This is a genomic window from Ereboglobus luteus (genome assembly GCF_003096195.1).
In the GTDB taxonomy this organism is placed as follows: Bacteria; Verrucomicrobiota; Verrucomicrobiia; order Opitutales; family Opitutaceae; genus Ereboglobus; species Ereboglobus luteus.
Genome location: NZ_CP023004.1, coordinates 2,500,706 through 2,523,194, shown reverse-complemented (window position 1 = coordinate 2,523,194; position 22,489 = coordinate 2,500,706). Strand labels below are relative to the sequence as shown.

At 57.2% G+C, this 22,489-nt stretch carries 19 protein-coding genes; 11 read left to right on the top strand and 8 right to left on the bottom strand.

Features of this window, described 5'->3' with window-relative positions; genetic code table 11:
• Positions 1 to 50 precede the first annotated feature (50 nt).
• From CKA38_RS09370 to nifJ, 4 genes are all read left to right on the top strand, one after another.
• The gene (locus CKA38_RS09370; RefSeq protein WP_108825237.1) at positions 51 to 701 is read left to right on the top strand and encodes an amino acid ABC transporter permease; all 651 of its coding nucleotides are present in this window, start codon (positions 51 to 53) and stop codon (positions 699 to 701) included.
• Positions 702 to 711: 10 nt separating this feature from the next.
• Entirely contained in the window at positions 712 to 1,464 is a 753-nt protein-coding gene (locus CKA38_RS09365) for an amino acid ABC transporter ATP-binding protein (RefSeq protein ID WP_108826521.1), read from the top strand.
• 311 nt (positions 1,465 to 1,775) lie between these two features.
• Positions 1,776 to 3,314, top strand: coding sequence for an ATP-binding cassette domain-containing protein (locus CKA38_RS09360; protein ID WP_108826520.1), 1,539 nt, complete (start codon positions 1,776 to 1,778; stop codon positions 3,312 to 3,314).
• Between the two features lie 626 nt (positions 3,315 to 3,940).
• The gene (gene nifJ, locus CKA38_RS09350; protein WP_108825235.1) at positions 3,941 to 7,657 is read left to right on the top strand and encodes a pyruvate:ferredoxin (flavodoxin) oxidoreductase; all 3,717 of its coding nucleotides are present in this window, start codon (positions 3,941 to 3,943) and stop codon (positions 7,655 to 7,657) included.
• A 270-nt stretch (positions 7,658 to 7,927) separates the two neighbouring features.
• On the opposite strand, the gene CKA38_RS09345 is transcribed toward nifJ, so the two are convergent.
• From CKA38_RS09345 to CKA38_RS15735, 6 genes are all read right to left on the bottom strand, one after another.
• Positions 7,928 to 8,734 carry a restriction endonuclease gene (locus CKA38_RS09345; protein ID WP_161554827.1) on the bottom strand — a complete coding sequence of 269 codons (807 nt, stop codon included), beginning with the start codon at positions 8,732 to 8,734 and terminating at the stop codon, positions 7,928 to 7,930.
• Positions 8,703 to 9,833 carry a ParB N-terminal domain-containing protein gene (locus tag CKA38_RS15395; protein ID WP_152032768.1) on the bottom strand — a complete coding sequence of 377 codons (1,131 nt, stop codon included), beginning with the start codon at positions 9,831 to 9,833 and terminating at the stop codon, positions 8,703 to 8,705. The genes CKA38_RS09345 and CKA38_RS15395 overlap by 32 nt, the downstream gene beginning before the upstream one ends.
• Positions 9,834 to 10,006: 173 nt before the next feature.
• Positions 10,007 to 11,509 (bottom strand): glycerol kinase GlpK, encoded by a 1,503-nt coding sequence (gene glpK, locus CKA38_RS09340; RefSeq protein ID WP_108825233.1) that lies wholly within the window; start codon positions 11,507 to 11,509, stop codon positions 10,007 to 10,009.
• Positions 11,510 to 11,729: 220 nt separating this feature from the next.
• Positions 11,730 to 12,476 (bottom strand): MIP/aquaporin family protein, encoded by a 747-nt coding sequence (locus tag CKA38_RS09335; RefSeq protein ID WP_108825232.1) that lies wholly within the window; start codon positions 12,474 to 12,476, stop codon positions 11,730 to 11,732.
• Between the two features lie 452 nt (positions 12,477 to 12,928).
• A complete protein-coding gene (locus tag CKA38_RS09330) occupies positions 12,929 to 13,912 on the bottom strand; it encodes a winged helix DNA-binding domain-containing protein (protein ID WP_257791583.1) in 984 nt (327 codons plus the stop codon).
• 142 nt (positions 13,913 to 14,054) lie between these two features.
• On the bottom strand, positions 14,055 to 16,241 hold the full coding sequence (locus tag CKA38_RS15735; protein ID WP_161554825.1) for a hypothetical protein: 2,187 nt from the start codon (positions 16,239 to 16,241) through the stop codon (positions 14,055 to 14,057).
• A 115-nt stretch (positions 16,242 to 16,356) separates the two neighbouring features.
• On the opposite strand from CKA38_RS15735, the gene CKA38_RS09325 reads away from it, so the two are divergent.
• The 7 genes from CKA38_RS09325 to CKA38_RS09295 all read left to right on the top strand — a co-directional run bounded on the left by CKA38_RS09325 (position 16,357) and on the right by CKA38_RS09295 (position 21,106).
• Complete coding sequence (locus CKA38_RS09325; protein ID WP_108825230.1) at positions 16,357 to 16,650, top strand: ATP-dependent Clp protease adaptor ClpS; 294 nt, start codon at positions 16,357 to 16,359, stop codon at positions 16,648 to 16,650.
• The gene (locus CKA38_RS09320; RefSeq protein WP_108825229.1) at positions 16,647 to 17,099 is read left to right on the top strand and encodes a DUF2017 family protein; all 453 of its coding nucleotides are present in this window, start codon (positions 16,647 to 16,649) and stop codon (positions 17,097 to 17,099) included. The genes CKA38_RS09325 and CKA38_RS09320 overlap by 4 nt, the downstream gene beginning before the upstream one ends.
• A gap of 52 nt (positions 17,100 to 17,151) precedes the next feature.
• Complete coding sequence (locus CKA38_RS09315) at positions 17,152 to 17,667, top strand: hypothetical protein (RefSeq protein WP_152032767.1); 516 nt, start codon at positions 17,152 to 17,154, stop codon at positions 17,665 to 17,667.
• Between the two features lie 306 nt (positions 17,668 to 17,973).
• The gene (trpB, locus tag CKA38_RS09310) at positions 17,974 to 19,221 is read left to right on the top strand and encodes a tryptophan synthase subunit beta (protein WP_108825227.1); all 1,248 of its coding nucleotides are present in this window, start codon (positions 17,974 to 17,976) and stop codon (positions 19,219 to 19,221) included.
• A 162-nt stretch (positions 19,222 to 19,383) separates the two neighbouring features.
• A complete protein-coding gene (locus CKA38_RS16390) occupies positions 19,384 to 19,611 on the top strand; it encodes a hypothetical protein (RefSeq protein WP_108825226.1) in 228 nt (75 codons plus the stop codon).
• Positions 19,608 to 20,255 carry a type IV toxin-antitoxin system AbiEi family antitoxin domain-containing protein gene (locus tag CKA38_RS09300; RefSeq protein ID WP_108825225.1) on the top strand — a complete coding sequence of 216 codons (648 nt, stop codon included), beginning with the start codon at positions 19,608 to 19,610 and terminating at the stop codon, positions 20,253 to 20,255. Before CKA38_RS16390 ends, CKA38_RS09300 begins: the two co-directional genes overlap by 4 nt.
• On the top strand, positions 20,252 to 21,106 hold the full coding sequence (locus CKA38_RS09295; RefSeq protein WP_108825224.1) for a nucleotidyl transferase AbiEii/AbiGii toxin family protein: 855 nt from the start codon (positions 20,252 to 20,254) through the stop codon (positions 21,104 to 21,106). The genes CKA38_RS09300 and CKA38_RS09295 overlap by 4 nt, the downstream gene beginning before the upstream one ends.
• A gap of 152 nt (positions 21,107 to 21,258) precedes the next feature.
• Here CKA38_RS09295 and CKA38_RS09290 read toward each other — a convergent pair whose 3' ends face one another.
• Both CKA38_RS09290 and CKA38_RS15390 read right to left on the bottom strand, forming a co-directional pair.
• Positions 21,259 to 21,612: a hypothetical protein gene (locus CKA38_RS09290; RefSeq protein ID WP_108825223.1), complete on the bottom strand. Its 354-nt coding sequence runs from the start codon at positions 21,610 to 21,612 to the stop codon at positions 21,259 to 21,261.
• Positions 21,613 to 21,624: 12 nt separating this feature from the next.
• A complete protein-coding gene (locus CKA38_RS15390; RefSeq protein WP_152032766.1) occupies positions 21,625 to 22,437 on the bottom strand; it encodes a hypothetical protein in 813 nt (270 codons plus the stop codon).
• Positions 22,438 to 22,489: the final 52 nt, after the last annotated feature.

Below are 22,489 nucleotides of genomic sequence, written 5' to 3'. Positions count from 1 at the left end.
GCGGCGCCAAATCAAGGGCCGCGCGCGGGTTAATCATTCGAGGCAAACGAATGGACACTCTGTTCAACAACATCGTCCCGCTTCTCCACGGAGCCCGGGTCACGCTTGAGCTGTTTTTCATCACGGTGATTCTTGCGATGCCGCTCGGCCTCGCGCTCGCGCTCATGCGCATCTCGCGTTTTCGCCTGCTCACCGCCGGCGTCAACGCCTACATCTGGCTCATGCGCGGCACGCCGCTCATGCTGCAAATGTTCTTTATCTATTTCGCGCTGCCAAACATCCCCGGCTTTCCGATCATCCTCCCCGATTTTCTCACCGCAGTCATCGCCTTCACGCTCAACTACGCCGCATACCTTTCCGAGGTTTTCCGCGCAGGCATCCAGTCGATCGACAAGGGCCAGTATGAGGGAGCCAAGGTTCTCGGCTACACCTACCTGCAAACGATGCGCCACATCGTGATGCCGCAGGTCATCAAGCGCGTCCTTCCGCCCCTCAGCAACGAAACCATCACGCTCGTCAAGGACACCTCACTCATCTACGTACTCGCGCTCAGCGACCTGTTGAAAGTTGTCCGCGGCATCGTGCTCCGCGATTTCAGCCCCGCGCCCTTCGTCGTCGCGGCCGTCTTTTATTTGCTCATGACCTTCCTGCTCACCTGGGTCTTCCAGCGCATGGAAAAACACTACGCCGTCTATGACTGAGAAAAAGACAATGATCAGGGCGGTCGATGTCCGCAAAAGTTTCGGCGAGCTCCAAGTTCTCAAGGGCGTTTCGCTCGACCTCGCCGAACGCGAAGTGGTCGCCATCATCGGCCCCTCCGGCTCCGGCAAAAGCACATTCCTGCGCTGCCTCAACCGCCTCGAAAAAATCGACAGCGGGCGCATCGACATCGGGGGCGACAACCTCGCGCACACCACGCCCGACGGGCATTGCCGCCACGCGCCCGACTCCAAGGTCCGCCGCATCCGCGCGCGCATGGGAATGGTGTTCCAGCACTTCAACCTTTTCCCGCACATGACCGTGCTGGAAAACGTCATCGCCGCGCCGATGACCGTGGCCAGGCGCGCCCGCGCTGACATTCTCCCCGAGGCCGAAATCCTCCTCAACAAAGTCGGCATCTGGGACAAGTGCGACGCCTACCCCTCGCAAATTTCCGGCGGGCAAAAACAACGGCTCGCCATCGCCCGCGCCCTCGCCATGCGCCCCGAAATCATGCTCTTCGACGAACCCACGTCCTCGCTCGACCCCGAACTCACGGGCGAAGTCCTGCGCACCATGCGCCAGCTCGCCGAGGCCCGCATGACCATGCTCGTCGTCACGCACGAGATGGCTTTCGCCCGCGAAGTCGCCAACCGGGTTATTTTTATGGACAACGGCGAAATCCTAGAGGCGCGCCCCTCCGCCGAGTTTTTCGAGAACCCCATCCACAAGCGCGCCCGCGCATTCCTGGAAAACATGCTCTGAACCCCGGGAATGAGAACGCGGCACGAGTCGCTCGCGCCGCTGTTTTTTTGAAACTGGACGAATCCGCGAAACCTGTTCTACATGTTTTCCACTCGGCGGCGCAGTCGTCCGGGCCAATATGATTTCGATTCGCTAAACTTATTTTTGAACCGCATTCCCTACGCGTCCCCCGGACGCGGATGGTTTCGCGGACATTCAAGTTTATCCGGTCCGCGACACACGTCATCATTGTCGCGGGTTTCCCAAATCCTACCGAGGCCGCAAGGCTGACAGTCCGTCAAATCCGCAATCGAAAATCCAAAATTTCCGCAATGTCTTCCGCACAACTCACGCTCACCGACATCGAGTTTTCCTATCCCGGCATGGGCGCGCCAATCTTTGAAAACCTGACCGTGCAATTTCCCGCCCGCACCTGGACCGGCATCGTCGGCGCAAACGGCTCCGGCAAAACCACGCTGCTCCAAATCGCCACCGGCGCGCTCGCGCCCGCGCACGGCAGCGCGCACGCAAACGGCCTCGCGCTCTACGTCGCCCAGCGCACCGACGACCCGCCGCCGTTCTTCGAGGATTTCATCTGGGCGCCCGACGCCTCCGCGCTCAAATCGCGCCTGCGCATCGGCGACGACTGGCCCGAGCGCTGGCACACACTCAGCCACGGCGAGCGCAAGCGCGCGCAAATCGCGACGGCCTTCTGGAGGGAGCCCGCCATCCTCGCGCTCGACGAACCGACCAACCACATCGACTCCGACGCGCGCGCACTTCTCATCCAAGTCCTGAAAAACTACCACGGCGCCGGCATCCTCGTCAGCCACGACCGCGAACTCCTCGACGAACTCTGCACCCGGTGCCTCATGCTCGACCATGGACGCGCCACGCTCCGCCCCGGAAACATCACCGAGGCGCTCGCCCAGCAGGACATTGAGGAGCAAACCGCGCAAAACGAAAGCGACGCGCTCAAACACGCCGCCGCCCGTCTGCGCGCCGAGGCGCAGCGCCGCCGCGTCATCGCCGAGCAAAAAGCCGCCGCCGCCCGCGGCTCGCACCAGAAAAAGCTCACCAAAAACGACCCTGACGGACGCGCCATGCGCGGCCTCGCCAAACTCACCGGCAAGGACGCCTACGCCAACAAACTCGCCGGGCAAATGCGCGGCCGCGCCGCCCGGGTCGAAAAAGAGCGCGCCTCCATCCAAGTCACCAAGCGTTACGAAACCGGCATCTGGATCGACGGCGCATCCTACTCGCCGCGCGACTTCCTGCTGCGCCTGCCCGCGGGCAAGCTCCCGCTCGGCGAAAACGAAAACCGCCATCTGCATTTTCCCGAGCTCGCCATCGGCGGCGCCGACCGCATCGCGCTCACCGGCGCAAACGGCTCCGGCAAAAGCACGCTCATCCGGCACATCCTCTCCAACCTACAAATCCCCGGGGACAAACTCGTGCGCGTGCCACAGGAAATTTCCGCGGAGGATTCGCGCGCGCTGTTGGAAAAAATCAAACTGCACCCCAACGACGAGCGCGGCCGCATCATGACAACGATCAGCCGACTCGGCTCGCGCCCCGCCCGCCTGCTTGAAAGCGCGCAGCCCAGCCCCGGCGAAGTGCGCAAGCTCCTGCTCTCGCTCGGCATCGTGCGCGGCCCGCACCTGATCGTGATGGACGAACCCACGAACCACATGGACCTGCCGAGCATTCTCTGCCTCGAGGAAGCGCTCGCGGATTGCCCTTGCGCCATGCTGCTCGTCAGCCATGACCGCGCCTTCCTGAAAAAAATAACCCGCCAGCGCTGGCATCTAGCCGCCCTTCCCAACGGCGACACCAATCTGGAAATCCTGCCCGCGCTGGACGAGGAATAGCGAATCCCAACCAAAAACGGGATTCCATTTCCGACAGCCTAAATGGGACTGTTTTCATCCAAAGCGTAACCTATTGGGGTTACACAATTCACAAACCAGCTTTGATTTTCAACAGGTGGGGGTGTGCTCGCCGAGCGCGCCGAGAATTACGAGTGGCAAACACAGCGGTTGTCGGAATGTCGCCGTTGCGCGGAACGGCGAAACTGCCCTCCCCCATTTGATGCGCCACGTGCATTTCTCTTCAAGCTGCCACTGCGTCAAAACCAGCACAAATTACCGAAAATTGCGCATAAATTGCCTTAAATCCGACAATTTTGAACAAAATATACATATTCACGTATACCAATCTTAAGCAGCACGTCAGGCACTCGGTGTTCATTGAGAACGAAAAAGCAATATATGCGCAGGATTTGGTCAAAATCAGCTCATTTTTTTTCATTTTATCTTTCCAAAAACCATCCCACTGGTTGACTCTGCTACTCTGCCGAATATCTATTTAAATAATTACGACATATTTTCCCCCGATTTCAAAAAACGCCCGCCTTCAATCAGCCCAGTTTTTCATCATCTCCACTTAATTTCATAATTTTTTAAAAACAAACAGGTTAATTCATAATTTAGAAACAATGAACGCAACTCAAGCCGCCTCCGAAACCACCAAATCCAAACCGGCCACCATCGACGCCAATGAAGCCGTCGCGCATGTCGCCTATAAAATGACGGAGGTCTTCACGATCTATCCCATCACGCCGTCCACCCCGATGGCGGAATTCATGGACGACTGGGGTGTTCAGAAAAAGACCAACCTCTTCGGTCACATCCCCGAAGTCGTTGAAATGCAATCCGAAGCCGGCGCCGCGGGCGCGATGCACGGCTCGCTCATGGGCGGCACGCTCACCAGCACTTTCACCGCCTCTCAGGGCCTCCTGCTCATGATCCCCAACATGTTCAAGATCGCCGGCGAACTCACCCCCTGCGTCATGCACGTCACCGCGCGCACCCTCGCCACGCACGCGCTCTCCATTTTCGGCGACCACTCCGACGTCATGGCCTGCCGCCAGACCGGTTGGGCAATGCTCGCCGCCAACTCCCCGCAGGAGGCGCACGACATGGCCGCCATCGCCCACGCCGCCACCCTCAAGTCGCGCGTCCCCTTCCTCCACTTCTTCGACGGCTTCCGCACCTCGCACGAAATCAACACCGTGCATCGCATTAGCGACGACATCCTCCGCTCGATGATCGATGCCGACGCGCTCGCCGCCTTCCGCTCCCGCGGCCTCAACCCCGACGCGCCCGCCATCCGCGGCACCGCCCAAAACCCCGACGTCTTTTTCCAGGCCCGCGAATCCTGCAATAAATTCTACGAAGCCGTCCCCGCCATCGTGCAGGCCGAGATGGACAAGTTCGCCGCCGCCACCGGCCGCAAATACGGCCTCGTCAACTACGAGGGCGCGCCCGACGCCGAGCACGTTATCGTCATCATGGGCTCCGGCGCCGAGACCGCCGCCGAGACCGCCGCATGGCTCAACAAAAAGGGCCAAAAAACCGGCGTCCTCTCCGTCAACCTCTACCGTCCGTTCCCCGTCGACGCCTTCCTCAAGGCGCTCCCGAAAACCATCAAGGCCATCGCCGTCCTCGACCGCACCAAGGAGCCCGGCGCGTTTGGCGAGCCCCTCTATCTCGACGTCGTCGCCGCCGTCCGCCACGGCGAGGATAAGGGAATGCTTTCTCATCAAAATTCGCACATTCAAATAGGTGGCGTATATAGCAGCAGCGCGATTCGAGAGCATACTCCAGCCACGCGCATCAAGATCACCGGCGGCCGCTACGGCCTCGGCTCCAAGGAATTCACGCCCCCGATGGTCGCCGCCGTTTACGAGGAAATCGCCAAGGACAAACCGAAACAAACCTTCACCATCGGCATCAACGACGACCTCACCGGCCTCTCGCTCCCCTACGACAACACCCTCGACATCGAAAGCCTCGACGAAACGCTCACCCGCGCCGTCTTCTTCGGCCTCGGTTCCGACGGCACAGTCGGCGCCAACAAAAACACCATCAAAATCATCGGTGTCGACGCCGGCAAATACGCCCAGGGCTACTTCGTTTACGACTCCAAGAAATCCGGCGGCTTCACCGTCTCGCATCTCCGCTTCGGCGACCGCCCCATCCGCGCGCCCTACCTCATCAAGAACGCCGACTTCGTGGGCTGCCACCAGTTCAACCTCCTCGACCAGCAACCCGTCGTCGATTGCGCCTCCGAGGGCGGCATCCTCCTCATCAACGCCCCCGGCGACACCGAAACCGCCTGGCACCGCCTCTCCGCCGAGACGCAGCGGGAAATCATCGCCAAAAAACTCCGCGTTTACGCGATCGACGCCAGTGCCGTCGCCCGCTCCGCCGGCCTCCCCGCCAACCGCACCAACACCGTCATGCAAGTGTGCTTCTTCAAACTGAGCGAAGTGCTCCCCGTTGACGAAGCCATCGACAACATCAAAAAGGCCGCGATCAAATCCTACTCGAAAAAAGGCCAGGAAATCGTTGACCAAAACCTCCGCGCCATCGACGCCGCCCTCTCCGCGCTCAAGGAAGTCAAGATTCCCGCCGCCGCCGACTCCACCGCGCTCCGCCAGCCCCCCGTGCCCACCGACGCGCCCGACTTCGTGCGCAACGTCACCGGCATGATCCTCGCCGGCCGCGGCGACGACCTCCCCGTCTCCGCATTTCCCGTTGACGGCACCTGGCCCTCCGCCACCGCCCAATACGAAAAACGCAACATGGCCGCCACGGTTCCCGAATGGGACGCCTCCATTTGCATCCAGTGCAACAAATGCGTGCAAGCCTGCCCGCACGCCGCCATCCGCGCCAAATTCTTCGACCCCGCGCTCCTCAGCAAGGCGCCCGAGGGCTTCAAGTCCGTGCCCTTCAAATCCACGGAATACAAGGGCAACAATTACGTCCTTCAAGTCGCCGTCGAGGATTGCACCGGCTGCGAACTCTGCGTGCACGTTTGCCCGGTCAAAAACAAGGCCGACCCGAAGAAACGCGCCATCAACATGGTCGAGCAATACCCGATCCGCGAACGCGAGCGCGCCAACTTCAAGTTCTTCCTCGACCTGCCCTCGATCGACCGCGCCAGCTTCAAGGCCGACACGCCGAAGAACGTGCAATTCCTCGACCCGCTCTTCGAGTTCTCCGGCGCCTGCGCCGGCTGCGGCGAGACACCCTACATCAAACTCGTCAGCCAGCTCTTCGGCGACCGCGCCGTCATCGCCAACGCCACCGGCTGCTCCTCCATCTACGGCGGCAACCTCCCGACCACGCCCTACACGACAAACAAGGACGGACGCGGCCCCGCCTGGGCCAACTCGCTCTTCGAGGACAACGCCGAATTCGGCCTCGGCATGCGCCTCTCGATGGACCGCAGCGCCGACCGCGCCAAGCGCCTCCTCAACGCCCTCGCCGCGCAAATCGGCCAGCCGCTCGTTGACGCCATCCTCACCGCCGACCAGTCGAACGATCCCGCCATCGCCGCGCTCCGCGCCAAGATTGCGGAACTGAAAACCGCCCTCGCCGGCATCAACGACCCGCAAGCCCGCGAACTCGAAAAAGTCGCCGACTACCTCGTCAAAAAATCCGTCTGGATCTTCGGTGGCGACGGCTGGGCCTACGACATCGGCTACGGTGGCCTCGACCACGTCATCGCCTCGGGCCGCAACGTGAACATCATGGTGCTCGACACCGAAGTCTATTCCAACACGGGAGGCCAGTGCTCGAAATCGACGCCCCTCGGTGCAACCGCGAAGTTCGCCGGCGGCGGCAAGCCCACCGGCAAGAAAGACCTCGCGCTCCTCGCCACCGTTTACGGCAACGTCTACGTGGCCCGCGTGGCCATGGGTGCCCGCGACGCGCAAACGCTCAACGCCATCCGCGAAGCCGAGTCCTACGACGGCCCCTCGCTCATCCTCGCCTACGCGCCCTGCATCTCGCACGGCTTCAAGGCCATGTATGAAGGCTTCGACCGCCAGAAACTCGCCGTGGAAACCGGCTATTGGCCGCTCTTCCGCTACGACCCGCGTCGCGCCGCAGAAGGCAAGAACCCGATGCAACTCGACAGCGCCGCGCCGAAAGGCGAGCTGAGCACGTTTACCCGCGCCGAAAACCGCTACAAACTGGTGGCCCGCTCCGTGTCGCCGGAGCAAGTGGCGGTGTTCGAAGCCGAGGCTCAAAAAGGAGTCAACGACCGCTTCGCCCTCTACCAGCGCCTCGCCGACAACGGCGGCGACGTCAAAGCGGCAGTCGCCCCGACACCCGCCGCGCCATCCGCGCCCGCGCAAAAGTAAGCAAAGGCGCACTATAACGCGCCGCTTGCATCCCGGGAACGCGGGCATCCTGCCCGCAAGACGGTGCGTGCGCCGCACAACCCTCCAACCCTGCGGGCGGACGCCCGCGCTCCCGGGCGCTGCCGCGTTGCATTCGTCCCCCTGTTGTCTTTCTGGGGCGTCTCGCCCGTGGAATCGGGATGGATTGAGTGGCATGGGCGACTCGCCCATGTCTGAATATGGCCGCGAAAGCCTGCGATGCATCCCTTCGCGCAGACGGTATCGCCAATGTCAAAAAGCAAGGCCTGAGGTATTTTGCTGATTATATAAATTATCTAAATCTGCTACTTGCAATCCAAGGCGAGTGGCTAATTGAGCTAATCCGATTCCGTTCAAATACCATAGGCCTAATTTTCGAGCATATTTTTTAGCGCTTACAGAAAAATCGCCTGTTGTCCAAAATGCAAGTAAGAGAGGCGTTAGTAAGCCAACGCGATCAGGATGCTTTCGACGAAGTTCATCAGCCTGATTTATAGCCCCTCCAATAAATTCTCGGATTTCACATTCACCAACAGTATTGTTTTTTTTGTATCGTTTTGATTGTCCAATAACCAAAGCTTTAGAGGACGGAGGCATGGGATTTGTCAAATTATCCCACGGTAAACCTATTGCGTAAAAATCCACCCCTCCATCGTGTGATCCACCTACTACAAATGCCTCCGCATAAAGTTTTGAAAGAATCACTTTGCAGAATAATTCGAATATTTCAGATGATCGTTTTCGTAATTCCAACAGTAAATCCGACTCAACAGTTGACGAGGATTTAATATAATTAGCTCCTTCATCAGAGTCTATTTTAAAAGGCGCAATAATGCCATCTTGCGCATATTGATATATGCGAGACTCTAGTGATTTGCATACTTCTTGAGTGAGCTCTTCTGAATACTCTGATGCTTGTTCTTCAGATAAATTAGGGATTCGATTGCGTAATGATATAGCCAGAACATCACGGACTGGTAGATAGTCTGTTTGTTGGCAATCTTGCTCAACCCATTGAGCAACAATGTCAGGATTTAACTTCCCCACTGTTACCTCCAAGTAAATGTGTTCGATCTATTAAGATTTGGTCGATTCTTGAACGCAGTAGCTCCAAATTATTCAATTCAGATTCATTCATCTTGCGCAAGATGTCAGGCGGCAGTGAACGTAGTGTAGACTCGCAGGTTGTTACGATTGATATGTAATCAATAGGATTGTCAGCCTCTAATCTGGCCAAAGCATGTGTTAAGGTGCCTTCATTTGAACGGAATATGGCGAGCGCTTTTGAATCCTCAATAATTTTTGAAAAATCACGAACAGATTTTGCTTCTGGTAGTTTTGGATCGCTAAGCTCATTATTTTCACCAATTTCTCCTTTCATCCAACCGTAGAATTCTCTGATTTCTTTTTCTTTTGTGAATTTTTGTTGTTCATCTGACCATCCTAACCATTCCCTTACATTTGGACGTTTAAAAACTTCTTCAAAGTAACTGTAAAGCTTTGGTTCGGCATATTCTTGGTATTCCTCATCATTCCCCATTTGTTCAAGAGCAAGAAATGCGCGCCAAAGTTGATTGGATTCTCTTGTCGATAGTCCCAAACTTTGAGCTACCTCTTGAGGTGTTTTGCCCGTATTGCGGAGTTCAAAAACCATTCGAGCTTTTTGATAAGGTCCCCATTCCTTAATTCCGGAAACATGACGCAATCCAGGTAGTATCCATCGTGCAGTTTTTGGGGCACGCTGGCTATCAAGTAATAAAACTTCAAAATTTCCCAAACTCTCTAATTGATTTTTACTGAATGTTTCCTTTCCTGCGTCATGAAGTTCAAGCAGCCACGTAAGGGCTGTTAACCTGCGATTACCCTCAATAACTATATATTTTTGAGGCGTTGTTTTCTCTCTCCACTCCCTAACTACAATACGGTCCATAGGAAGAAACCCTAATTCTTTGATAGTATCACGAAGCTCAGCTACGTTAAACTTTGGCACTTTCATTTTTTCGAAAGCCGCTTTCTGAACTCTTTCTTCAGCGAAACGGTTCTCAGGAACTTGATCAATATTTTCGCCTAGTTCTGCAAAGCGGGGGTTATTAGGATCAAGGAGTAGTTGATCTATTTTTACCCTTAACGGAGTTAAAAATTCCGATATTTTTTCCATAGTGTCTGAGTAGATGATTTTTTTATTACAGTCAAAAGCTAATTCTGTATGAGGCGGAATTCTGTATGAGGGGTATGAACACACGAACATTGCTATGCGCGATGAAGGAAACCCGAAAACACCTCAGCCTTTTTTGACATTCTGAGGCCACAGCAAACCCAGTCACCCACGCCCTAATTACTCAACTCCCACCCCTTGGAGCGTTCCAGCGCGCGGTTCCAGCCGGTGCGCAGGGTGTCGATGTCCTTGCGCGCGGTGTCTGGCTTGAACTTCTGGTCAACCTGCCAGTTTTTCGTGATGTCGTCGCGGCTGGTCCAGTAGCCGACGGCGAGGCCGGCCAGGTAGGCGGCGCCCATGGCGGTGGTTTCGACGCATTTCGGGCGGATCACGGGCCTGCCCAGCAGGTCGGATTGGAACTGGAGCAGGGGCTGGCTGTGACTGGCTCCGCCGTCCACGCGCAACTCGGAGAGCGTCAGTCCGCTGTCTTTTTCCATGCACGAGATGAGGTCGGCGGTTTGGAAGGCGATGGCGTCGAGGGCCGCGCGGCAGAAGTGGGCGCGATTGGTGCCGCGCGTGATGCCGACGGCGATGCCCCGGGCATAGGGATCCCAGTGCGGGGCGCCAAGTCCGGTGAAGGCGGGCACGATGTAGAGGCCGCCGGCATCGGGCACGGTGGCGGCGAGCCGGTCAACTTCCTGCGCGGTGGAAACGATGCGGAGCTCGTCGCGCAGCCATTGCACGACCGCGCCGCCGATAAAGACCGAGCCCTCGAGCGCGTATTCGGTGCGGTTGCCGATGCGCCAGGCAATCGTGGTGAGAAGGTTGTTTTTCGAGGTGACGGCCTCCGTCCCCGTGTTCATCAGGGTAAAGCAGCCCGTGCCGTAGGTGTTCTTGACCATGCCCGGCTCGAAACATGCCTGGCCAAAAAGCGCGGCCTGCTGGTCGCCGGCGATGCCCGCAATCGGAACTCCGCCGGGATAAATCCCGGCGGCGACTTTTCCATACACCTCGGAGCTGGACTTGACCTCGGGGAGCATGGAGCGGGGAATGCCGAGGAGCTTGAGCAGGTCGTCGTCCCAATCGCCGGTGTGGATGTTGAGCAGGAGGGTGCGCGAGGCGTTTGTGGCATCGGTGACGTGCACCTTGCGCTCCGTGAGCTGCCAGATCAGCCATGTGTCCACGGTGCCGAAAAGCAGGCGGCCCTTGTCGGCGAGGGCGCGCGCGCCGTCCACGTTTTCGAGTATCCAGCGGATTTTGGTGCCGGAAAAATACGGGTCGATGCGCAGTCCGGTTTTTTCCCGGATCATGGACTCGATGCCCTGCTTTTGAAGTTCGGCGCAATAATCGGCCGTGCGGCGATCCTGCCAGACGATGGCGTTGTAAACCGGCTTGCCCGTCTCCTTATCCCAGACGACCGTGGTCTCGCGCTGGTTGGTGATGCCGACCGCGGCGATGGCGTCGGTTGAAAGATCTGCCTTGGAAACGGCCTCCGCCGCCGTGGAGCTTTGGCTCGCCCAAATATCGAACGGATCGTGCTCAACCCAGCCGGATTTCGGATAATGCTGCCGGTATTCCTTTTGCGCGACAGAAACGATTCGCCCCGAATGGTCAAAAACGATGGCGCGTGAACTGGTGGTGCCCTGGTCGAGGGCCAGAATATATTTTTGGGAGCTCATGATGTTGAATGACGATGGATTTTTTAACGATGAGTGGAGTGGATTAAGAAGTTATCCTGAAATACTGTGTCCTGATTTTTAACCACGGAGGACACGGAGCGGCACGGAGGAGGAGCGTCTGAACGTCTGGGGCTTGACCTGAATTTCCGGCCTCTGCCTCTCTGGCATTCTTGTTTTCCCTCCGTGTATCTCAGTGTTCTCCGTGGTTAAATTTTTAGCCCTAAAACCCGAGCAAAACGAAGAGTTGCGCGCCGATGATGCCGCCGACAATCGGGGCCACGACGGGCACCCAGGAATACTGCCAGTCGGAGGAGCCTTTTCCGGGAATGGGAAGCACGGCGTGGGCGATGCGCGGGCCCAAGTCACGCGCGGGATTGATGGCATACCCCGACGGACCGCCGAGCGAAAGGCCGATGGAGAAAATAAGCAGGCCGACCAACGCAGGCCCAAACCAAGTGCCCACAACCGCGGCCCACGCCTCCTGTCCGCTGGGCGCGCCCAATGCCACTTTTCCAAAGGCCAGGATGCCGAACAAAAGAACCGCGGTCCCGATCACCTCCGTGACGAAGGCGGCCCCCATCCGGCGCACGGCGGGAGCGGTGGAGAAGCAGGCGAGCTTGGTGGCGGCGTCGTTTGTCACGCCCCAATGGGCAAAATAGGTCAGGTAAACGAGAACCGCGCCGATGATGCCGCCTGCCATTTGAGCGCCGATGTATCCGGCCACCTGCCCCCAGCCGAAGCTCCCGATGCTGGCGAGCGCGAGTGTGACGGCCGGATTGAGATGCGCCCCGGAAAAGCGCCCCGTGGCATAGACGGCGATGGCCACGGCGCAGGCCCAGCCCGCGGCCACGCAGATCCAGCCCCCGCCGTTGCCCTTGGACTTGGTGAGATTCACGTTTGCGACGATGCCATTACCAAGAAGGACTAGGATGGCGGTTCCGACGAGTTCAGCGACATAAGCATTCATAGTGTGGGCGTTTTTGAATTTTTCAGGGTTATGATTGCGGAAGAAACCAAATGAACACCCGAAATCCCAGCATCGCAAACGGGTTTTCACAATTATATTTTTCGCAATAATTTACAATTTATTAATCGCTCGCCGGGAAGGCGGAAGAGTGTGGCGGAGAATTGATATTTTGCAATTCCGGCGCCCTGCCCCAACGTTACCAATCAAATCGAAAAAAAACCAATCAAGGTAGCACAGACATTCCTGTCTGTGCCTCCACTCCCGTCCGCATCCTGCGCATCCAATTAATTCTGTCTTAAGGATCATGACAGAATTAACAGAATATACAGAATGAATAGTCGATTATTATAATATGTATATATTTCATATCGACACATCGTTCATCGTGGAGAACCAGTGTCACTGGTTTTAATAATCAACAAACCGTTCGCGCGCTTCGCTGCCAAGCATGGCTATTCATCCCTGTCCGAATAAAACTTCTCCAATCGTCTCATCTCCGGCTCGAAAAGCTCTTGTTTTCGCTTGGACGTTTTCTCGAAAAAGGAGAGCTCTATTTGAACAGCGCCTTTCCTGCTCGTCTTTTTCCATGAGCCGACAATTTCGCCATTGAGCATCACAGTCGGGGAAAAGAGACCGTTCCTGGTCATCACCTTTCCATAATGCGCATCGTGAATCATCTCGGAACGGTCCTTGTAACTCACCACAAATTCGTCGAACGGCGGAAGCAGCAATGCCGACGCGCTTCCTTTCGGCGGAGTCTTAATATCATTTCGCATCCAGAACTCGCGCCCGTTTGCCTTTTCACATGCAAAATCGTTTTTGATCATCTCGACAGCGCGCCTGCTATCGGTGCGCGACAAGCCCGACCACCACTCAAAATCAAGAAGCGTCGCCGGTCCGTGGCTCGTGAAATACCTTCGAGCCAGGCGTTCCAACGCAGCCTCCCGGCTTATTGTTTGGTTTCGTTTCCGGGGAACCCATTCGTTTAGCAAAGTATAGGTTTGTTTATTCCCCTGTATTTTCCCGTTGCAAAGAATCCCCTCCATCTCGGCGCGTTGTATAATAAGATTCAGCAAGGTGGCATCCGTCTTTATTCTTCGCGCCTTCAGGGCCTCCCCGATTTCCTGCTTCTCCAAATGCCCGCCATTGGACAGGGATTTCTCCACGATGGGAACGGCGCGCGCTATGACCGCCTCGTCCGCGCCGCACATCCGGCAATAGGAGAGATAAATCGGCTTTATTTGCGGGTTGGAAAGTTCGCGCATCCAATGAATGTCATCCGCCTCCACAAAATGCCACGTCGGGCGCAGAATGTGCGTGCGAATGATTTTCCCCGTGTTCAAGGCCTTCTCGACATCCGCAACCGTCTTTGATTCGAGACGCGTTCCGATTGCCCACTTCGCCAAATCCAGCGATTGCGACTGCATCGCGCCCATCCGGGACACGACCTCACGCGGTTGCTTCAGCTCATGGCCGGAGAGCAATTGATTGTATAAACGTATATTGAGCAGGTCTGGGGTCTTCACTTGGAAATTGAAAACGGCGCGGGAAAAAATCCGCGCCGTCCTTCGCGTTTGATTATTTCGACGACAACAACCGGTCCCAAATCCATGTGTTCGTCTCGATGTGATCGATCCACGCCCATGCGCCGAAGGCCGCGAGCGCGGCGAGAACCAGGACCAGCACGATGCGACGCTTGCGGCGCTTGGCCGCCTTGTCCTCGTAGGGATCGCGAAGCGTGCGCTGCGAGCCGTCGGGGAGCGTGGCGATGTCCGTGAGCGAGGTGCCGAGCGGGACATTGATTTTTACGCGTCCGTTGACCGCCCATCCCGCCGCGTCAAGAATCGGGCCGAGTGTGCGCTGGCGGAGTTTCAACCAGGCAATGAACATCGACGGACCGGAAATGATCAGCAACAACGCCACCGGAATGAGGAGGATTTGCCAGGGCGCGAGGCGGGCGATTCCGGTTGCGATCGCGGCAATCGCGCCGGTGAGCGCGCCCGCGGCCACGCCAATCGCGGCCACGGTGCCGACGTCGATTTTTTTCGGCGCCTCGGGTGTCGCGGTTGCGGACGTGGCGGCGAGCTTGTCGGCATTGGCGGTGTTTTCCGCAACCTTGTCGAGCTTGGCGCCGGTGGCGGCCTCGGCCGCGGCGCCGCGCTTGGCGAGATGCTCCTCGATTGTGCGGATGAGTTTTTTATAGGGCGACCAAAACGCCTCGCGCACGCTGATCGGGTTCGAGACGAGCTTGGTGATCGTCGCATCCCAGTCGCGCCCCTTCATGTCGTAGAAGACGCCGTTGCGCCCCACCATCAGAAAGTCGGAGTCGCCCTGGGTGAAACAGGCCGCGATTTTCACCGGCGCCTCGCCCGCGCGCTTGAGTTCGCAGTAGGCGATGCACGCGCGGCTGAGCGCGGCGAGCACGGAATGCGCCGCGGGATCATCGACGCGGATGCACAGCTCGCAACTGCGGCTGTCGAGGTATAGCACGCCCGCCTGAAAGATCGCCGAGTGTTTCAGCGAATAAAAATCGGCGAAGTTCACGAAGTTGCGCAACAGCACGCCGAGCTGGCTGTAGTAGCGCACGAGCCGGTTGATGTCGCTGAGCGCGAGCGATTCGGATTCGAGCGCCTTGTCTTGCGCGACGAGTTTGCCGAGCGCGTCGCGGTCGGCGGCGGCGGTCGCGTGGATTTCCTCGATGCGCGCATCGCCGAGCGCGGTGATCGGCGAGCCGGCGTTTGCCGCGAGCCAGTTTTCGTAGGGGCCGAACTTCGTTTTCAGCGACTCCCACTCGGCGGCGGTGATGTCGGTTTTGCCCGCGTTGAACGCGACCGGCATCGTGTCGGAGAGAAATGCCCCGACGGCGGTCGTCCACGCGGGATTGATGCCGGCGGCAAGCGCCAGCGGCTTGTCGGGCGTGATTTTTGCGAGGGGAAACCCGGCCAGGTCGGAATCGCCCGGCTTGAGGTCGCGCGCGATGATCGCTGCGTAATCGGACTCGGGGCGGTTGAGCGCGGCGAGCGTGCGCGGATCAAACGAGGCCAGGCGGCAGCGCTCGAAGTAGTCGTCGATTTTCTCGCGCACGGCCTTGAACGCGGCGTGGGCCGCGGGCGTGGTTTTGCCGAAAACAAAAACCTGCGTCGCCGCGGCCTCGGCATTGCGCGCGATGTGCGCGGCGACCGCATCGTAAAACGCGTCGATTTTTTCCTGCGTCACGCCGGGCTTGCCGCTCAGATCCTGCGCGGCGCCTTGAGTGGCGATGATGTTTTCGACGAGCTGCTTGAGCTCGGGCGTGTCGGTGGTGTCGGCAGAAATGACGCCGTCGCCGTTAAAACGGCCGTCGAGAAATTGCTTTCGCGTTTCAGCGATGCCCGCGACGCTGAGCCCGGCTTTGCCCTCGCTGATGAGGAGATTCGCAGTGGAGAGCAGCAGCGCGCCCTCGGGCGTGCCGGCGTTGATCGCCCCGGGGGGCAGCTGCGGCTGCGGGTTGAGGATGACGCTCACGTCGGCGAGGCGCGTGGAAAGCCATTTGATCGCGCCAGTGATTTCGGCGACGCGGATGCGCCCGTCGTTGTCGGTGTCGAGCAGTTGCAGGGTGTCCTCGTCGTATTCGAGGCTTTTCACCGGACAGCTCAGGGCGACCCAGAGCTTCTGGTCGAGTTGGTCGAGGTTGAGCAGATCATCGGCTGTTTCGAGAATGACTTGGTCGAGTCCGCCGATGCGGGCAAACTTCCAGCGATGGGTTGTGCGTTGGGTGGAGGTCATGGTTTAAGGAGATGGTTGTGCGTGTGGCGCGGCACTCATTTCCGCTTTATTTGCGCGCGGCTGACAAGTGCGATGTTGCGCTGTCATAATGCGCAGGTTTGCATGAAATGCAAACATGGCGGCCCAAACGCTCACAGTCCCGAAAACAGACACCCACGTCGTGCTCGCAAAGGACGGCGGCTGGCGCGTGGTGGTGCTCAACGACCCCGTAAATCTAATGTCATACGTGGTGCTCGTTTTCAAAAAGGTCCTCGGCTTCGACGACCAGACGGCGCAAAAGCACATGCTCGAGGTGCACGAACAAGGCCGTTCCGTCGTGTGGTGCGGCCTGCGGGAAAAAGCCGAGGCCTACGCCTACACGCTTCACGAATGGCACCTGCGGGCGATCCTGGAGGCCGACGACAAATGAGCCGCATCGAGATCACGCTCAGCCTGAAAATCGTCGCGCCGCTGCTGGACTTGCTCAAGGCCACCGCGGACGAGCTCAAGACGCAACTCGCCGTGCAACTGCATCCGCCCGCAAACGGCGACGACGCCGAAATGGACGAAATGTGGCGGGACTCGCTCCTCTCCACGCAAAACGAAGGTGTCGGCGTCCTGCTCGCGCTATTCGACGGCAATTTTTTCGAAACAGGCGTCGTCACGATCAACGCCGCCGAAAGCATGCAAATAATCCGCGCCTGCACCGCGCTGCGCCTGCAAATGCGCCTGCGCCAGCTTGCGGACATCCCCGACGAAACATTGGAGCAAGGCATCGGCGATTTCGACGCGCTGCAACCCGCCGCGCGCCGCGCCCTCATGGCCTACATGTTTTTGGCCACCCTGCAGGAATTGATAATCCGGCACTTTGAACCCTGAAAAAATTCAAAAAACAACGCCCCTCTCCTTTCCAACAAAGAACAACCCAATCATGCAAAACGTAACATGCAGCCGCTGCGGCACCCCGTTCAAGACAGTCGCGAGCGCGGCGAACGAGACTCCCCCGGCGACCCATTTTTGCTGCGCCGGCTGCGCCCTGCTCGCTCGTGTGCCGGTCGATGAGAAAGGCCAGTTCCCCGTGAACGCGCACCTGATATCGGCGCTCGTGACCGGCTTTCTTTACTTCAACCAACTGCTGTTCTGGCTGCTGACGCTCCTGCTGGAGCATCAGGAAAAAATCGCGCGCGCCTCGCAATTTTGCCGGGCCGGCGCGGTCGCGGCGCTCGCCGTCTGGTGCGCCGTGGCATATATTCAATGGCGCGAACAGGCGGCGCGACGGGCGGATTATTGCGTCTCGGCAATCGCGCTCGGCATCCATGCGTGGATGATTGCGGGCGCGATAATTTCGGGCGCGACCCCGCGCGCGTGGCCGATGGCCGCGGCCAACGCGCTCCTGATCCTCTGGAACGCGCGCGGAGTGTTCCGGGGAAAAAAATCGCGCCGTTGACGGAGCGTCACAAGCGCCCTTTGCCCAAAAATATTTTCCCTTGACTCCGCAAACCCTCACCGCGCATTTTGCGGGCCACTTCAATTTTCAGACATGCGTTTGAACAAAAACATCAACAACACCTGGCGCTGGCGTTGCTCCTCAACGAGACAATGACGCACGCTCACGCACTGTAATATCAACGCACCGATTCCATTTAAACATGAAGCCTGCCGTCATTATCCGGCAGGTTTTTTATTTTTCCCATCCGGCTAATCGCGGCGCTTCAGTTTCAACAAAACCAAACAACAGAAAACAAACACACACATGAACACACAGACACCCACGCAATACACACGTCCGCAGCTCCCGATGCACCTGCAGGTGCCCGACGAGCGCGGCTTCTTCGGCAAGTTCGGCGGCTCGTTCGTCCCGCCCGAGCTCCAAAAGCAGATGGACGAAATCTATCGCGGCTACCAGCACATCTGCCGAAGCCACGATTTCATCCGCGAGCTGCGAAGCATCCGCAAGCACTTCCAGGGCCGCCCCACGCCGGTCTATTATTGCAAAAACCTCAGCGACAAGGTCGGCGGCGGGCGCATCTACCTCAAGCGCGAAGACCTCAACCACTCCGGCGCGCACAAGCTCAACCACTGCATGGGCGAGGCGCTTCTCGCCAAATACCTCGGCAAGAAAAAGCTCATCGCCGAAACCGGCGCGGGCCAGCACGGCGTCGCCCTCGCCACGGCGGGCGCGTATTTCGGAATCCCCGTTGAAATCCACATGGGCGAAGTCGACATCGCCAAGGAGCACCCGAACGTCGTGCGCATGAAAATCCTCGGCGCCAAGGTCGTGCCCGTCACCTTCGGCAACCGCACGCTCAAGGAGGCCGTCGACTCCGCGTTCGACGCCTACCTGAAGGACCCCGTCAACAGCATCTATTGCATCGGCTCGGTCATGGGGCCGCACCCCTTCCCTCTCATGGTGCGCGAGTTTCAGCGCGTCGTCGGCATCGAGGCGCGCGAGCAGTTCATCGAGATGACCGGCGAACTGCCCAACAACGTCGTCGCCTGTATCGGCGGAGGCTCAAACGCGATGGGCATTTTCTCCGGCTTCCTCGACGACCCTGTCGATCTCCACGGTGTCGAGCCGCTCGGACGCGGCGCAAAACTCGGCGACCACGCCGCCTCGCTCACCTACGGCAAGGAGGGCATCATGCACGGCTTCAACTCGATCATGCTCACCGACGAAAAAGGCGAGCCCGCGCCCGTGTATTCTGTCGCCAGCGGACTCGATTATCCGTCGAGCGGCCCCGAGCACGCCTACTTGAAATCCATCGGACGCACCAAGACCGTGACCGCCACGGACGCGGAGGCCATCCACGCGTTTTTCCAACTCTCACGACTCGAAGGCATCATCCCCGCGCTCGAAAGCGCGCACGCCGTCGCCTACGCGGTGAAGCTCGCCAAGGAGCGCCCGCAAGAGGACATCCTCGTGAACCTGAGCGGACGCGGCGACAAGGACATCGACTTCGTCATGGAAAAATACGGCGACTACGCGGACAAGGAATACTGAACTGGCTTCAACATCCTTATGCTTTCGGGCCTTTCACGGCAGGGCGAACCGTCCCGGTGAGTCGGGGCGGTTCGGGCGGCAAGGTGGAAGCGGCGGGATGCCGCTTCCACGTTACGGTAGTCGAGTGCCCCAGGGCGGTGACACCGCCTCAGGTTTCATCCCGTGCTCACAAACGCCATGAACAGATACGCCGGCATCCCCATTCATCATGCCGGCATTTCGCCCGCCCGGATTGTAGAATTCTGCTTTCTCTGGGAAAAAACAGCTGAAATCCTTCCAGTGAAAATGACCCAACGATTGGAGTTTTCGATTGACCACACGCAAAATACAGTGATTTTTGCACAGATAATTACTTTTTATTACATTATCGTATCAATTTTCGCTATATGAAGGTGTCCCGGCGACATTCGAATCCCCTGGCCCAATTCGGAATAATTCCGGTTGGCTTCAACGAACTGGCGGATGTTTTTGCCGATTACGAATCTCCCCACAAAAAAATCGCGTCACTGGAAAAGGAGGGCGCGCTGGTCCGGTTGAAAAAAGGCACATACCTCGTTTCCGGGGAAATCCACGGGCAAACTTTTTCCCGCGAACTGATCGCAAACAATCTCTACGGACCGTCCTATGTGTCGCTCGAAAGCGCCCTGGCCCATTATGGATTGATACCGGAGCGCGTGCACGCGGTTCGCTCCATGACCACCAAGCGCGCAAGGAAATTTGCCACGCCGCTCGGTGATTTCGAGTATGTCACCGTCCTGGCCAAATACCACGCCATCGGCATCCGCCAGCAAATCATCGAAAAGCAATACGCCTATCTCATCGCCTCGCCCGAAAAGGCGGTGTGCGACATGATTGTCGCCACGCGGGGGCTTCGCCTGCAATCGCCGAAGGCCGTGCGCGCCTGGCTCGAGGAGGACATGCGCGTTGATTTCGACGCCCTCGCCGCCTTCGACACCAAAATCATCCGGCAATGCGCCGCGTGTGGAAAAAAGAAAAGCGAACTCACCCACCTTTACAAGCTGCTGAAAAAATGACCTCCGTCTTTGACCAAATGTTTTCCCGCTACGAGGTGAAAACAAACGATGACTACGCAAACGCGCTTCACGAAGTAATGCAGCAAATCGCCTTGGCCGGTCTGCATCGGGGCGGTTTTTTCGACAAGGCCGCGTTTTACGGCGGCACCTGCCTGCGCATTTTCCACGGCATGCAGCGCTTTTCCGAGGACATGGATTTTTCGCTGCTGAAAGAGGACGTCGCGTTTTCGCTGGAGCATTATTTCGACGCGATAACCGCCGAGTTCAAGGCGCTGGGCCGCGACATCATTATCAGCAAAAAGCAGAAGGCGAGGCGAACCAACGTCGAGTCGGCCTTTTTAAAAGACGACACCGCCGTGTATGATCTTCGCTTCAAAAAAGAGCATGACATCAAAATAAAACTCGAAGTGGACATCCATCCGCCGCCGGGGTTTTCGACCGAGCAAAAACTCCTCCTGTTGCCATTTTCGTTCATGACACGCTGCTATTCGCTGCCGGACTTGTATGCGGGCAAAATGCACGCTCTCATGTTTCGCACATGGAAAAACCGCGTGAAGGGCCGGGATTGGTATGATTTCGAGTGGTATGTCCGCAACGGGATAAAACTGCACTTCGAGCACTTTCGCCAACGCGCGTATCAATTCGGCTCGCTCAAAAAAGGCGAACTCACGAAGCAATCCTTCAAACGACTGTTGAAGGAAAAAATCGCCGCCACAAACATCGATACGGTTAAGGCCGATGTCCGACCGTTTATAAAAGACACCAAGGTCATGGATATTTGGTCGGTGGATTATTTTTCACGGCTTGCAGACATGATTGAGTTTCAAGACGCGACCGGCGGAAAAAAATAACCCAGATTACACTCATATTGCCCGAGCCTGATTTTTGCGCGCACGATGGCCGTTTTTTCTGCGTGAGCATCCGCATCCAGAAATTTCCCGGGCACCTCGCGCAACGCCATCACGCGATGCGGACAAGGAATACTGAACTGGCTTCAACGTCCTTATGCTTTAGGGCCTTTCACGGCAGGGCGAACCGTCCCGGTGATCCGGGGCGGTTCGGGCGGCAAGGTGGAAGCGGCATCCAGGCCGCTTTGGGTTTGGCCGAGCGGAAAAAAGGCAAAGCGGCGGGACGCCGCTTCCACGCTACAATAGTCGAGTGCCCTGGGCAGTGACACCGCCTCAGGTTTCATCCCGCGCTCACAAACGCCATGAACAGATGCGCCGGCATCCCCGTTAATCATGCCGGCATTTCGCCCGCCCGGATTGTAGAATCCCCCTTTCTTTAAAAAAACCGGCCTGTCATCTTCGTTCGGCTCCCATTTTTGTCCCCAACAAAAGGCGTTGGGAACGATCATAAACAAGCCAATTCATTTGGGCTCAAATCCCAGCACTTCGAGTTCCCCCATCTTGACATTAAGGAGGTCATCATAACACTTAACTTTGCGCATATCCGTTCGAGTAACTATTATAGTCCCACCATCTTGTTCTTTAGCTTTACCCAATTCAGACGGGTGCTTAAAGTAAACCTGATTTTCCGCAGATATAGGAAAATCACTATCAGCATAAGCAAATTTACTGTTGTAAGCAAACACGTCTAAAAAATCACCATTGAGTTTTTCCACACTAAGGGGTTTTGAGAATAAAATATTATATTCTACCAAACGATTTGTTGACATATCTATCACATATTCATGCTTACTCGGGAATTTATTATAATATTGTTTTCTCCTTAGAAAACTATTCTGGAAGAAATAATTGCTTTGAGTCTCAGTGAGGACTGAAAACCGCAACATATCACGTTCATAATCAACATAACAAGAACCTCGTTGCAAAAAAATTTTCACCACGGCAGAACGAGAACGCCTTGGCAGCCGCTTGCTTCCATACCGGTTCATGAGGGATTCTTCCAGTTGAGCCTTTGCAAAATCAGATAACTTCTTATTCCTAATTAAAAAAAAACTATATACTTCCTTGGGCGGTTTTGATCCATCATATGAATAAACAGTTTTAAGATCGGGTTCGGACTGATTTTTATACAGTTCAATAACAGAATACGCTCGGCATCCTGAATAAGCATTATCAATTTTGTTCAAAGCTTCAATAAGAGGAGTCAACTCTTCCAAACTAACAGTCTTAGCATTGACCAATTCGCTAGGGTCTCCTTCCGATTTGGGAGACATAACACTGTCATATGGTGGAAGCGTTGACTCCCAAGACGCAAGCCCAAGCGCC

What these genes read in the sequence shown, in the direction of transcription:
- CKA38_RS09330 (WP_257791583.1), bottom strand. Translation starts at nt 13,912, where the DNA reads ATGGGCGCGATGCAGTCGCAATCGCTGGATTTGGCGAAGTGGGCAATC.
- CKA38_RS09325 (WP_108825230.1), top strand. Translation starts at nt 16,357, where the DNA reads ATGGCGGCCCAAACGCTCACAGTCCCGAAAACAGACACCCACGTCGTG.
- CKA38_RS09300 (WP_108825225.1), top strand. Translation starts at nt 19,608, where the DNA reads ATGAAGGTGTCCCGGCGACATTCGAATCCCCTGGCCCAATTCGGAATA.
- CKA38_RS09365 (WP_108826521.1), top strand. Translation starts at nt 712, where the DNA reads ATGATCAGGGCGGTCGATGTCCGCAAAAGTTTCGGCGAGCTCCAAGTT.
- CKA38_RS09370 (WP_108825237.1), top strand. Translation starts at nt 51, where the DNA reads ATGGACACTCTGTTCAACAACATCGTCCCGCTTCTCCACGGAGCCCGG.
- CKA38_RS15390 (WP_152032766.1), bottom strand. Translation starts at nt 22,437, where the DNA reads ATGTCTCCCAAATCGGAAGGAGACCCTAGCGAATTGGTCAATGCTAAG.
- glpK (WP_108825233.1), bottom strand. Translation starts at nt 11,509, where the DNA reads ATGAGCTCCCAAAAATATATTCTGGCCCTCGACCAGGGCACCACCAGT.
- CKA38_RS09320 (WP_108825229.1), top strand. Translation starts at nt 16,647, where the DNA reads ATGAGCCGCATCGAGATCACGCTCAGCCTGAAAATCGTCGCGCCGCTG.
- nifJ (WP_108825235.1), top strand. Translation starts at nt 3,941, where the DNA reads ATGAACGCAACTCAAGCCGCCTCCGAAACCACCAAATCCAAACCGGCC.
- CKA38_RS09360 (WP_108826520.1), top strand. Translation starts at nt 1,776, where the DNA reads ATGTCTTCCGCACAACTCACGCTCACCGACATCGAGTTTTCCTATCCC.
- CKA38_RS09290 (WP_108825223.1), bottom strand. Translation starts at nt 21,612, where the DNA reads ATGATCGTTCCCAACGCCTTTTGTTGGGGACAAAAATGGGAGCCGAAC.
- CKA38_RS09335 (WP_108825232.1), bottom strand. Translation starts at nt 12,476, where the DNA reads ATGAATGCTTATGTCGCTGAACTCGTCGGAACCGCCATCCTAGTCCTT.
- CKA38_RS09295 (WP_108825224.1), top strand. Translation starts at nt 20,252, where the DNA reads ATGACCTCCGTCTTTGACCAAATGTTTTCCCGCTACGAGGTGAAAACA.
- CKA38_RS09315 (WP_152032767.1), top strand. Translation starts at nt 17,152, where the DNA reads ATGCAAAACGTAACATGCAGCCGCTGCGGCACCCCGTTCAAGACAGTC.
- CKA38_RS15395 (WP_152032768.1), bottom strand. Translation starts at nt 9,833, where the DNA reads ATGGAAAAAATATCGGAATTTTTAACTCCGTTAAGGGTAAAAATAGAT.
- CKA38_RS15735 (WP_161554825.1), bottom strand. Translation starts at nt 16,241, where the DNA reads ATGACCTCCACCCAACGCACAACCCATCGCTGGAAGTTTGCCCGCATC.
- trpB (WP_108825227.1), top strand. Translation starts at nt 17,974, where the DNA reads ATGAACACACAGACACCCACGCAATACACACGTCCGCAGCTCCCGATG.